The organism is Reinekea thalattae (genome assembly GCF_008041945.1).
Classification (GTDB): domain Bacteria; phylum Pseudomonadota; class Gammaproteobacteria; order Pseudomonadales; family Natronospirillaceae; genus Reinekea; species Reinekea thalattae.
Map to the genome: position 1 here is coordinate 1,321,595 of NZ_VKAD01000001.1, position 12,277 is coordinate 1,333,871.

General features: G+C 46.4%; 10 protein-coding genes. 7 read left to right on the forward strand and 3 right to left on the reverse strand.

The genetic code is table 11. From position 1 onward, the window contains the following. The first annotated feature begins 62 nt into the window (after positions 1-62). The gene (locus FME95_RS06095; RefSeq protein WP_147713505.1) at positions 63-728 is read left to right on the forward strand and encodes a PEBP family protein; all 666 of its coding nucleotides are present in this window, start codon (positions 63-65) and stop codon (positions 726-728) included. On the opposite strand, the gene FME95_RS06100 is transcribed toward FME95_RS06095, so the two are convergent. Continuing rightward, complete coding sequence (locus tag FME95_RS06100; RefSeq protein WP_147713506.1) at positions 725-3,190, reverse strand: glycogen/starch/alpha-glucan phosphorylase; 2,466 nt, start codon at positions 3,188-3,190, stop codon at positions 725-727. The genes FME95_RS06095 and FME95_RS06100 overlap by 4 nt on opposite strands. 283 nt (positions 3,191-3,473) lie before the next feature. Between FME95_RS06100 and FME95_RS06105 the strand changes: the two genes are divergently transcribed. Genes FME95_RS06105 through FME95_RS06130 form a run of 6 tightly spaced genes read left to right on the forward strand, consistent with a single transcriptional unit; the run spans position 3,474 to position 10,209 of the window. Continuing rightward, positions 3,474-4,430 carry an AAA family ATPase gene (locus FME95_RS06105; protein ID WP_147713507.1) on the forward strand — a complete coding sequence of 319 codons (957 nt, stop codon included), beginning with the start codon at positions 3,474-3,476 and terminating at the stop codon, positions 4,428-4,430. Between the two features lie 5 nt (positions 4,431-4,435). Then, positions 4,436-5,341: a DUF58 domain-containing protein gene (locus FME95_RS06110; protein ID WP_147713508.1), complete on the forward strand. Its 906-nt coding sequence runs from the start codon at positions 4,436-4,438 to the stop codon at positions 5,339-5,341. Further along, entirely contained in the window at positions 5,329-5,805 is a 477-nt protein-coding gene (locus FME95_RS06115) for a DUF4381 domain-containing protein (protein ID WP_147713509.1), read from the forward strand. Before FME95_RS06110 ends, FME95_RS06115 begins: the two co-directional genes overlap by 13 nt. Then, entirely contained in the window at positions 5,802-6,758 is a 957-nt protein-coding gene (locus FME95_RS06120; protein ID WP_147713510.1) for a vWA domain-containing protein, read from the forward strand. Before FME95_RS06115 ends, FME95_RS06120 begins: the two co-directional genes overlap by 4 nt. Beyond that, positions 6,758-8,524, forward strand: a complete 1,767-nt coding sequence (locus FME95_RS06125; protein WP_147713511.1) for a VWA domain-containing protein — start codon at positions 6,758-6,760, stop codon at positions 8,522-8,524. Before FME95_RS06120 ends, FME95_RS06125 begins: the two co-directional genes overlap by 1 nt. A gap of 5 nt (positions 8,525-8,529) precedes the next feature. Further along, positions 8,530-10,209, forward strand: a complete 1,680-nt coding sequence (locus tag FME95_RS06130; RefSeq protein WP_187265457.1) for a BatD family protein — start codon at positions 8,530-8,532, stop codon at positions 10,207-10,209. A 149-nt stretch (positions 10,210-10,358) separates the two neighbouring features. On the opposite strand, the gene FME95_RS06135 is transcribed toward FME95_RS06130, so the two are convergent. Both FME95_RS06135 and rlmB read right to left on the reverse strand, forming a co-directional pair. Further along, complete coding sequence (locus FME95_RS06135) at positions 10,359-11,201, reverse strand: polysaccharide lyase family 7 protein (protein ID WP_222709911.1); 843 nt, start codon at positions 11,199-11,201, stop codon at positions 10,359-10,361. A 267-nt stretch (positions 11,202-11,468) separates the two neighbouring features. Continuing rightward, positions 11,469-12,224, reverse strand: coding sequence for a 23S rRNA (guanosine(2251)-2'-O)-methyltransferase RlmB (gene rlmB, locus FME95_RS06140; RefSeq protein ID WP_147713513.1), 756 nt, complete (start codon positions 12,222-12,224; stop codon positions 11,469-11,471). Positions 12,225-12,277 lie beyond the last annotated feature (53 nt).

The window sequence follows — 12,277 nt, forward strand, 5'->3', positions numbered from 1 at the left end:
CCTATTGTGATTGTGGCGAAAACACTCAACAAGGCGTCTATTAACCCTAGGTGGATTATCATATGACTCAGTTAAACACGGCTAAAATTGCGCTACTAACCCTTCTCTGTGCAACCTACAGCGCTGCAGATGAAACGACTCATTATCGCTTAGATGCTTGGTCAGATAACTGGTTTGCCGCCTACATTGACGGCGAACTGTTGATTGAGGATTCTGTTCCGATTACCACCGAACGTTCTTTTAACGCAGAAAGCATTGAATTTCAGGCCAGCAAGAATTTTCAGTTCGCATTCATTTTAAAAGACTTTATCGAAAACGATACCGGGTTGGAGTACATCAACACAGCGCGCCAACAGATGGGTGATGGCGGTTTTATTTTTCAACTGACCGAGTTAACCACAAACCAAGTCGTTGCTGTGTCAAACCAGCAGATGCGTTGTCAGGTTATCCATAAAGCACCTTTAGATAAGGCTTGTGAAGATTCCTCTAATCCGCAAGCAGGCGTCGGCTTGTGCCAATTTGAACGCAGCGCAGAACCAGAAAACTGGCAGCTAGCCAGCTTTGACGACAGTCACTGGCCTGCTGCAACAGAACACTCAGTGCGCGCGGTTAGCCCTAAGGGAGGCTACAATCAGATTCGCTGGCATGACAGCGCAACCTTTGTTTGGGGTTCTGATCTAGAACAGGACAATACCCTGCTGTGCCGAGTCAGTATCGCTATTGATTAACACTCGGCGGCAGGTATTGGCTTGAGCTGCCAAATGTCGTTTGCGTATTCCATTATGGATCGATCAGAATTGAATCGAGCCATACTCACTGCGTTGAGTATGGCAGCTTCTGCCCACGCTGATTTTTGTCGATAAAAGCTATCAATGCGTTGCTGCGCTTGTTGGTAAGCTGCAAAATCAGCCAACACCATGAATGGGTCTTCATTAATCAGGTTTTTACTGATCGAGGCTAACAATCCAGGCTGCTCAGGGGTAAAAAAGTCACCCGACAGCCAATCCAATGCGGCTTTAATTTCTTCATTATTTTGGTAAATGTGCTGCGGTGCATAGCCTGAATGTTGCAAGGCTTTAACCTCATCGACCTTCATACCAAACAGCACCAGATTTTGCTCACCCACTGCTTCGGCGATCTCTATGTTAGCGCCGTCATGAGTGCCTAAAGTAATCGCTCCATTCATTGCCAATTTCATATTGCCGGTACCAGAAGCTTCTTTACCCGCTAACGAAATTTGCTGTGAAACATCGGCCGCCGGAATCAACTTTTCCGCCAGCGAGACACGATAGTTGGGTAAAAACACTAACTTAATTTTACCGCCAATTGAGACATCGTTATTAATTACCTTAGCTACTCGGTTAATCGCTAAAATAATATCCTTTGCCATCCGATAGCCCGGCGCCGCCTTAGCACCAAAAATAAATACTCGTGGGCAAATATCTAAGGCGGGGTTTTTCAATAAACGCCGATACAACACCAATATGTACAATAGGTTGAGGTGCTGCCGCTTATATTCATGCAGTCGTTTAATCTGTACATCAAAAATAGCCTCAGCACTGACCTCAACATCCGTCAGCTGTTTGATCACAGCAACCAAAGCCTGTTTATTACGCTGCTTAACCGCCATAAATTTCTGCTGAAAATCTTTATCTTTCGCCAGCGGTTTTAGCTGCTCAAGTTTTTCTAAGTACCTTGGCCAATCAGCATCGACATGCTGGTCAATTAGTTCTGCCAGCCGAGGGTTGCAAATTTTTAACCAGCGGCGCGGCGTTACACCATTAGTAATATTGCGAATTTTTTCTGGCCATAGCTGCACCATTTCTGGAAACAGTTCCGTTTTAATCAGTTGGGTGTGGATTTTTGCCACGCCATTAACACGCTGTGATCCGACAACCGAAAGCTGCGCCATACGCACCGACTTTTTTTCACCCTCTTGGATAATAGAGAGCTTTGCTTGCATCTGTTGATCATTAGGCCAACGCTCATCAACTTGCTGCAAAAATCGGCGATTAATTTCAAAAATAATTTCCATATGACGCGGCAGCACTGTTTGCAACAAACTCACCGACCAAGTCTCTAATGCTTCTGGCAAGAGCGTATGGTTGGTGTAGGCAAAACTTTGTTGAGTAATTTGCCATGCCTCTTGCCAAGCAAGTTGCTTTTCATCGACCAACAATCGCATCAATTCTGCAATGGCGATAGCCGGGTGAGTATCATTCAGCTGTAAAACATTTAATGTTGCGAAGAGATGGTAGTCGTTGCCGTGTGCGGACTCGAATCGACGCAAAATATCGGCAATCGAGGCAGCGCTAAAAAAGTACTGCTGGATAAGGCGCAATTCTTTACCGGCGTCGGTTTCATCATTGGGGTACAACACCTTAGACACGGTCTCTGCCTGAACCAACTCAGCGTAGGCATCAACATAACCACCCGCATTAAAGACATCCCAATCAAAAAAATGATCCGCGCGAGATTCCCACAAGCGCAGGATGTTAACGTTTTGGCCACCATAGCCAACAATGGGAATATCCCAAGGAATGGCCCGTAACATTCGACTAGGGTGCCAAACCTTACGGCTGCCGTTTTGATCATGAATGGTTTCCACGTGACCATAAAGTTTCACAACTTGCTGCGATTCAGGTCGGCAAATCTCCCACGGACTACCAAACTCTCGCCACTGATCTGGCCGCTCAACTTGCCGGCCCTTTATAAACTCCTGCCGAAACAAACCGTGCTCATAGTGAATGCCATAACCAATGGCGGGTAACGCCAAGGTTGCCATAGAATCGATAAAGCAAGCCGCAAGCCGCCCTAATCCGCCGTTGCCTAACGCCATATCTGGCTCTTGCTCAAGCAAGTCAGCTAACTCTAAGCCCTGCAATGCCATTGCCTGTTCTGCAACCTGATAGAGCCCTAGGTTATGCAAATTGCTGGCGAGCAAGCGCCCCATTAAAAATTCCAGCGATAAGTAATGCACCGTCCGTGCTTGGCTTTCTATTTGTGTTTTTAAAGTCCGGCTGCGGCCTGCATAAATGTATTCATTCAGGGTGGCAGCTAGCGCCTGGCTCCACGTATGAGCGGTGGCCTTTTCTTCAAAACTGCCAAGCGTTGAACGTAAGTGAGCAACTACTTTGCGCCGGAACTCCTCTGGCTGCATAGCGGCAATAGCAAGCTGTGTTTGTGACATTCTTATCGATCCCTTTCTTATTATTGCGATCACGGCCTTATAGTGCGGTAACGCTCTGTCGAATCTATCGTTTATTTATTGCAGTGTTGTTCTAGAGGCCCTACTTAAAAGCTCAACCTCGCAAAAACAGCTAGCTGGCTAATAAGCTAGGTAAGATTTACATTTACCTTAAAAAGCCCTGCGATACGATAGCTTTTTACGAGGATTAGGTAAAAAACCTTGCTAGAAAATTCATTTATCACTAGTTTTTGCTGCACCTTAATTGCTGTTAAAACTGATATTTATGGCTATTCAATCTACCATCAATGCTTTAAAAACCAACTTACAGGCTCGCATTATCGGGCAATCTGAGCTCGTCGAATCGCTGATTATTAGCCTATTGGCAGACGGCCATTTACTCGTAGAGGGCGCGCCAGGTCTGGCTAAAACCACCGCCATCAAAGCACTTTCGGACGGCCTACACTGCGCCTTTAAACGAATCCAATTTACACCCGACCTTATGCCTGCCGATGTTACCGGCTCAGATATCTACCGAGCTGAAGAGCATCGATTTGAATTCCAAGCTGGGCCTATTTTTGCCAATCTAGTGCTAGCCGATGAAATTAACCGTGCTCCAGCTAAAGTACAGTCGGCCCTGTTAGAAGCAATGAGTGAACGCCAAGTCTCCGCTGGCGGCTCAACCTACCCATTGCCTAACCCATTTTTGGTGATGGCAACGCAAAACCCAGTTGAACAGGAGGGTACCTATCCGCTACCTGAAGCCCAGCTGGATCGATTTTTAATAAAGGTGTCGTTAAATTACCCCAGCGCCGAAGATGAAAAGAAAATCCTTCAGCTTTCGCGCCAACTGGAATACAGCGGGGAACCGGCAACCACACCGATATCACTGGACAGCATTCTCGACGCTCGCAAAGAGATCCAAACGGTCTTTGTCAGCGCTGCAGTCGAAAACTATATCGTGCGACTGATCGACGCCACTCGCCGGCAAGAAAAATACCATGAGCCGTTAGCCAATTTAATTCGCTATGGTGCGTCACCACGCGCAACCATTGGTTTGGATTTATGTGCTCGTACCGTGGCTTGGTTAGATGGCAAAGATTACGTCACACCGGCACATGTGCAAGCCGTTGCGCATCGAGTACTGGCCCATCGACTGGTATTGAGCCTTGCCGCGCAAGCCAAAGGCTTCAGCGGTGAAGATCTGGTCAACGAAGTCATCTCTGCTGTCGCCGTCGGATAACTACCATGCAACAAAGCCTTAGCATTCGTGGCACCGATGTCGCTGTTGAAGACTTACTAGCGCTACAGCTGATGGCCAATGATCTATCAGCGATTCGCAGTGCACGTACCGTTAGCCAACGCCAAGGAGAATTACACTCTGCCTTTAAAGGTCAGGGGCGAGAATTTGCCGAGATGAAACATTACGTCACCGGTGACGACAGCCGACAAATCGATTGGCGACAAACCGCAAAAAAGCAAACACCTTTTGTCCGCGTGATGGAAGAAGACCGTCATGCCCAGCAAGCCGTCTGGCTAGATCTCTCTGCCAGCAGCTACTTTGGTACCCAGCATTGTTTTAAATCAGTTATGGCCTGCTACTGGGCGGCGTTTTTAGTGTGGCGCTTTTTACACCTAAACTACCCTGTAAGGCTGTTCATTCGTGTCGGTGATCAATGGCAACAGGAAGCCAGCTTAAGCCAACGCAGCGACGGTGCACGGGCTTGCCAACTGATCGCCACGGCACATCGCTATTTGGCGGATCACTTTTTAACACTCAACCCGCCCAGCAACAGCAATATTTTGCACTGGAACGACCGACCCAACCTTTGGTTTATTTCAGATTTTTTGCAAATTAATCAGGCAGAAATTAATCACAGCGCGCCAGCTAGCCTGTTTAGCCAATGCACTTTTTTACAAGCGGCAGACCCTTTTGACTGGCAGCTGCCAGAAGCCGGCCTGCTGCCTATTGAAGCCAACAAGCAGCAACGCTTTATTAACAGCAGCAACCGCGACATTCAAAAAAACTATCGCCAACAGGCCGAGCAACGACAACAGCGTTTAGAGTCAACAGCGGCACAGCGCGGTGGCCTATTACACACTCATTTCACACAAAGCTTTGAGTGGCAGGAGGTGTTATCTTGGCCTCTGTAACGCCCTATTTAGCTAGCCAAATGAGTTCCGCCTCGATACAGCCATTACTAGCGCAGTTGCAACCTAACATAGCTCCTACAGCGCCAAGTATTTGGCCATTAGCGATTGGCTATTGGTTGGTTCTGCTTGGCTTTTGTGCGCTGAGTTTTTTTATTGGTTATCTGTATTACAGAGGCAGGCATGCTCGGTATTGGAAAAAACAAATCAAGCTCGCTCAGCAGTCTGCTAACCCGCTAACTCGTAGCCATGAATTATTGCGCAGCTTTTTAATCATGCATTTAAACGCCGACAAGAGCATGAACGAGCAACAGCTCGCCCAACGCATTGAGCAGACATTAGGCTACGCGCCTGAATGGCTGAACGCCCATTACCGTGCCGATGGTGAATCAAATAGTGACATTAAAGTTAACTGGCAAGAGATAGACAAACTCATTAACCGTTGGCAACGCGAGGCTGGCGTATGAGTTTTGCTTGGCCTTGGTTAGTGTTTATTTTGCCACTACTTTGGTTAGTGGTGCCGTCAAAGCAGACGCTGTCTAGCGGCTCGATTCGCCACCCCTATTTATCAACATTAACAACCTTGCAACGTAAAAATCGGCGTGTGCAGCGGCGCTCGCCTCTTATTGTATTGAGCTGGTTATGCCTAGTGCTGGCGCTCATGCGACCTCAATGGATTGGCGAGCCTATCGACAATGCGTTAACTGGCCGCAGTATTTTTTTATCGGTCGATTTATCTGAAAGTATGCTCACCGAAGACATGCAATGGAATGGTCAGCGCACCTACCGTTACCGAGCCGTGCAAGAGGTGGTCGGTGAATTTGTACAACATCGCCAAGGTGATTTTTTAGGTTTAGTTGTGTTTGGTAGCTTTGCCGCTGTGCAATCACCACTGACTGCCGACACCCAAGCAGTTCATCGATTGTTGTTCGACCTGATTCCCGGCATGGCTGGAAAATCCACTGCCATTGGCGATGGCTTGGCGCAATCGGTAAAACAACTGCGCGATTCTAAATCGAACGATAAAATTATTATTTTATTATCTGACGGTGAGAATAACGCCGGTTCAGTCGAACCTGAAGACGCCATCATTGCGGCACAAAAAAGTGGCATTCGCGTTTACACCATTGGCTTTGGTGGTGACGTCAGTAACCGTTCTCTGTTTAGCCTAATGAACAGCAGTGGCGTGGATGAAGCAACACTCACCGACATTGCTGTCAAAACCGGCGGTCAGTATTTTAGAACGCGATCGGCCAGCCAATTACAGCAGGTTTTTGAAAAGATTAATCAACTCGAAACCAGCGAAAAAGAATTCGACAACTTACGCCTTGTTAGAGAACTTTATTGGCTGCCGTTGAGCTTGTGTTTAATTTTTCTTGCCACGCCGTTAGTCGTTCGTCATGTCAGGGAGAAGCGCTGATGAGTCTATTGCGACCGATGTTTTTAATGCTATTACTGATCTGGTGGCCACTCTGTTTCATGTTATTTAAAGAGCAGGTGTTAAAGAGCCGCTGGCTTAATGTGATGCCCGCACAGCTGTTAAAAGCTTTAACCGAGGCTTCACCAAAGTCGACCAGCAACCGCTACACCCTTTTACTGTTAGGCACTCTGATCATCCTAGCCTTGAGTGGCCCATCGATTAAACAAACAGATATCGAGTCAGTCAGTCAGGGGGATCTCTATGTGGTGTTAGACAACAGTCTTTCGATGGCAGCAACCGATACCAAACCGAATCGCTACAGCCGTGCAAAATGGATGATCGAAGATTGGGCAAAATCAGGAATTTTTGATCGCACCAGTGTCACTCTTTACGCTGCATCGGCCCACCTATTAACGCCACTCACACACGACAGTGAAACGCTCAAAACGCAGCTGACGCCATTAACGCCTTACTTGATGCCAAAGCAAGGCAGTGCACCAGAACAAGCATTCGAGCTACTTAAGCAACAGCTGGCGCATCAGAATAGCAGTGCAGCCCATATTTTATGGATCACCGATGAAATCCGATCGTCTCAAATCGATCTGATCGCTAAACAGCTGCCTTCTGTCGCCAGTAAAACATTGGTCGCGGTTGGCGATGAACAGTCGGTTCCTATTCCAATGGAAGGCGGTCAGGGTTATGTCACCTATGGCGGCTCGATGGTTCAGGTATCCACCAACCACCAAGCCATTGCACAGGCCGGTAAAAAACTAGGTTTCGAAACGGTTGCGTTAGGTTCATTGCCAAACCATTCAATCTTAAACTCGATTGCACGAGCAAATCAGCCGTTAGCATTGCGTGTCGATGTAGGTTATTGGCTGATGCTGCCTATCTTGCTGTTATTTTTATGGCAATTGCGCCATAACGCTAAGTTACTGCAATTTATCTTGTTACCCTGCTTATTGAGCAGTCTGTTAGTTGAGCCTGCTTCGGCGAACCTATTTCAAAATTCAAACCAGCAGGCGTACCAAGCGTTAAACAATAACGCAGCTGAGCAAGCCATTAAAAAAGCCCGCGACCCTGAAATTTTGGCGCAAGCCTTATTCGATCAACAACAATACCAAGCCGCCGCCGATCAATTTTTGCAGTTAAAGACTGCCGACGGCTATTACAACGCGGGCAATGCGTTGGCACACCTAGGTGATTTACAGGCCGCAATTTCAGCTTACGATCAGGCTTTAGCGATCACAGATCACGCCCAAGCAAAGGCTAATAAAAAGCTCATCGAAGACTATTTAAAACAGCAGGAATCTGATCAGTCGCAGTCGAATGAAAATAACTCAGGCGAGAGTCAGCCATCGTCTAATGGCGAGTCTTCGTCCAGTAGTGAACAGAATTCACAGCAAAGTGATTCGTCTTCAGCCGATAACCAAGACAACAGCGGAAATAATAATCAAGCTTCGTCGTCTGAGCCGGGCGATACAGATGAGCAAAGCAACGCTTCCAACAACGAACAGTCTGGTGATAGCGAAAACCAAAACGAGTCCAGCAGCGATGATAATAACGCCTCAAACTCCAGTCAGGCTGAAAGCACTGAACAAGCACAAAACAATGAAGCTACACTGAGTGCCGAAGAACTGCAAAACCGGCAGCAAGTCGATGTTATTTTAAATCAACTGCCTGCGGAACAGGATTCTCTGTTACGTTATAAATTCCAATACCAGTACCAACAAAACCCGAATGAGTCCGAGGGTAACCCATGGTAAAAAACATGATCCGATACATATCGTTAGCGCCGTTCAAATGGATAGTATTTTGCTGCGCCATGATTGCTGCGCCGCACCTTTTGGCCGAAGTGACCGCACGCACCGATCGTTATGAAATGTACTCCGACGAAACCTTGCAACTGAATGTTAACGTTGACTCACGCAGCAATATTAACCGCGCCGATATCGAATCGTTACAGACACTTTTTGATATTCTGGAGCAGCGCCAATACACCAGTACCAGCACAACGCTGAACGGACAACGCACAACCTCTAAAGTACTGCAATTTCGCCTAAGGCCTAAAAACACCGGCATACTTACCATACCGGCGTTTCGATCTGGCAATGAAGCCAGCCAGCCGATTCAAATCACTGTTTATTCTGCCGCCAAACGACCGAATAAGTTGCCGCAAGATGCGGTGATTATCAGTGCCACGTTAAGCGAGCAAACGCCCTATGTTAAGCAACCCTTCGTACTAACCCTAGAAGTGGCTTACAACATAGAGATGCAAAACGCCGCCTTAGAGGGGTTAACCTTCCCTGCGTTCGACAGTGTAGAGCTAAACAAAGGGACAACAATCGAAACCCGCTCAAACAAACAATACAAGGTTTACCGTCAGGTTTTGCAATTAACCGCCGACCAAGCCGGTCGCTATTCGCTGCCGGATATTGTGCTTTCTGCAGACTATTACAATGCAACATCAGGACAAGTAGAGCGTTTTTCACGTGCTGCTCAGGTTGGCAGGATCGATGTTAGAGCAATACCGAAAAACTACCCAACTAATGCCATCTGGCTACCTGTCACATCGCTAACGCTTGAAGATAACCTAGACAGCAATCAAAGTTATCAGGTAGGCGATTACATCGACTGGCTGACTCTAATGACCGTTGAAGGAGCACCAGCAACACAGCTGCCAGACCCGCTGGCAAACATTGAAGCGCAATTACCAACAGGCGTGCGTCTGTATCGCAATCCGGCAGAAATTGATGACAGCCGGCGCGTCGATGTTTCTGCATTAAGCTTTACCGCGGCTGGCAGCCTACGCCTGCCAGAAATTCGTATCCCTTGGTGGAATATTGATAAGGATAAACTCGAGTGGGCAACCTTACCTGCCCGTAATATGCGAGTCGCCGCGGTCAGTCAAAATAGTAATGCAACTAACGGTTTATCGCCTGCTCCAAACCAAGCGGTGGCTATAGACAGCGAGCAAGCCAGCAGCGACGAAACAGAAACGGAAACAACAACGCAAAAAAGTTTTAATTTTTGGAAAGCCATAGCGATCCTGTTAGCTATCGCATGGCCTGCAACAGTCCTTTATTTTATATTTATCGCTCGAAAGCCGGTGCAAAAAACGACAGAACAGAATAACAAAACAGTGGATACGGATGCCGAACAATCGCTCGCTCGTTACGCAAAACAAAATGATATCACTGGTTTTTACAATGAACTGATGACGCAAATGCGAGCAATAGAGCTGACAGAAAAACAGTTGATTAACGCTTTGGATGACGATGGCGTTAACGCCTTTGAGACATTAAACAATTATTTATTTGCCGAGCAGCGTCAACAACCGGATCAAGACTCATTACTTTTACTAGCCAAGAAATTCCGAAAACTATTTAAACAATACAAAGCAAACAACCGTAGTAAAAATAAATCCAAGCAACAGCTGTTTGATCTTTAATTCCAGTCATAAGATTTAATTTTATAGTTAGCCGTGAACTTGGATTTAAATTAGAACTAAAAAAACCAGCATTCATTAAGCATAAAAAAACCGGCAACTTGGCCGGTTTTTTTATCTATTTAATCTAATAAAGATTAACCTAACAAAGATTATTTTTTATCGATGCTATATTCAAGGCTATAGAAGTGCGCTTCACTGGTGCCATTTTTAAACTGGTTATAAACACCGGCTTTAAAGTAGCTGAACTTCTCGCTCCAGTAAGAGATATCGTGATTAACAACGGTTTCACCATCACGGTCGATCACCAATTTAGAATCACCGACAATAATGTCAAAGTGAGTTGGCTTGACTAAATCTACCTGACCAAGGTCTAGCTTGATATAGGCTTCTTTGCATTCAACCTTTTCTTTATTGCCGCTTTTTGAACCGCAATCCATGGCGTTATTTTTAATAATCGCCCAGTAATGATCTGTTTTACCGCTACGCTCTGCTTCATAAACAACACGAACCAACGGGTGAGGAATATAGCCTTCACCACTGGTACCACGTGCGCTAGTACCGTCACCACTGTTATGTACCTGCAAGAATGTCATGGCGTCGTTTTTACCGTCACTCATAGCAACAGCGGCTTGAGGATTGATCGGTAAGATATCCGCAGATAGGCGATAGAACGTATCGGGCAAAGAGGTATCAAAATTATCAAGGATACGAACTTCGCTGCGGTTTTTGTAACCTTTCATTTTAAACACAAGCGCTTCGGAATCTTCATCAACAAAAAATACGTCCTTTAATTCAAGGCCCGAAAAGTTACTGTCTGCGGCATATTCTGCCTTGTTACCCGATTTACCTTCAGGGTCAGACGCTTGTAATTTAGACTCGGCTAAAATCGGTTGGAACTGTTCGTAATCGGCAGGAACCGCAGCAAACACAGCAGCACTGCTCAGTGCGATGGAACTTACGAAGGCAACAGATTTAAGGTTTTTATTGATCATGTATGTACTACCTTTTATTTTTTACAGATTGTTTTTATTGAATAAATGTCACGATTTTTTGCTTTGACTTTAACTTTGTTTTTTATTTTTATTATTCGGCACGCATTAGAGGTGCTCAGATTGACCGACTATAGAGTCGGTCATTAAGGATTACAGTTATACCTATTTCGAACTCATTTTTCCATCATTTGTATGACAAATAGCGAGAGAGTTTGAACTGGATCTATATTTTACTAACGGCGAAAGAGTGGCAAGCAAGGCAACCGCTTATGCTCGCTGCCTAACCACTTCAAAAAGACAAACACCGGCGGCGACAGAAACATTTAAGCTACTCACCTCTCCAGCCATTGGGATATTAATTAGCACATCGCAAGTTTCACGCGTTAAACGACGTAAGCCTTTTCCTTCGGCACCCATCACTAACGCCATAGGTCCGGTCAGTTTATTCTGATAGATCGAGGTTGAAGCTTCGCCAGCGGTACCGTAAATCCAAATGCCGCGTTGCTTTAAACTTTCTAGCGTACGGGCCAAATTAGTAACCGCAAAAAACGGCACGGTGTCTGCCGCGCCACTGGCAATATTAACAGCAGTAGGCGTAAGCGTTGCCGACTTATCTTTTGGCACAATAAGAGCATGAGCACCGGCAGCATCACAACTACGCAAGCAAGCACCAATGTTATGAGGATCGGTCACGCCATCTAATACCAGCAACAATGGTGGCTGTTCTAGCTCGTCGAGCATGGCATCGAGGTCGTCTTCTTTTAGCACCGGTGCTGCAATAGTTTGCAGCAACACTCCCTGATGACGAGCGTCAGTTAGCTGCTGCTTTTGTAGAATTCGATCAAAGCTTGCACGATCGACCAGACGAAAACGAACACCCTGTTCTCGCACTAAATCGAGTAATTTGTTCATTCGATTATCTTGGCGACCCTTAAGCAGGACAACCTCTCGAACTCGGTCGGGGTGCGCCTCTAGCGCGCTGTTTGCCGCATGTAAACCGAACACCCACATTGACTCTGACATAAAACCTTTAACTCCAACATCTTACTGCGCCGACCGATGTCGGCGCCTGCTTA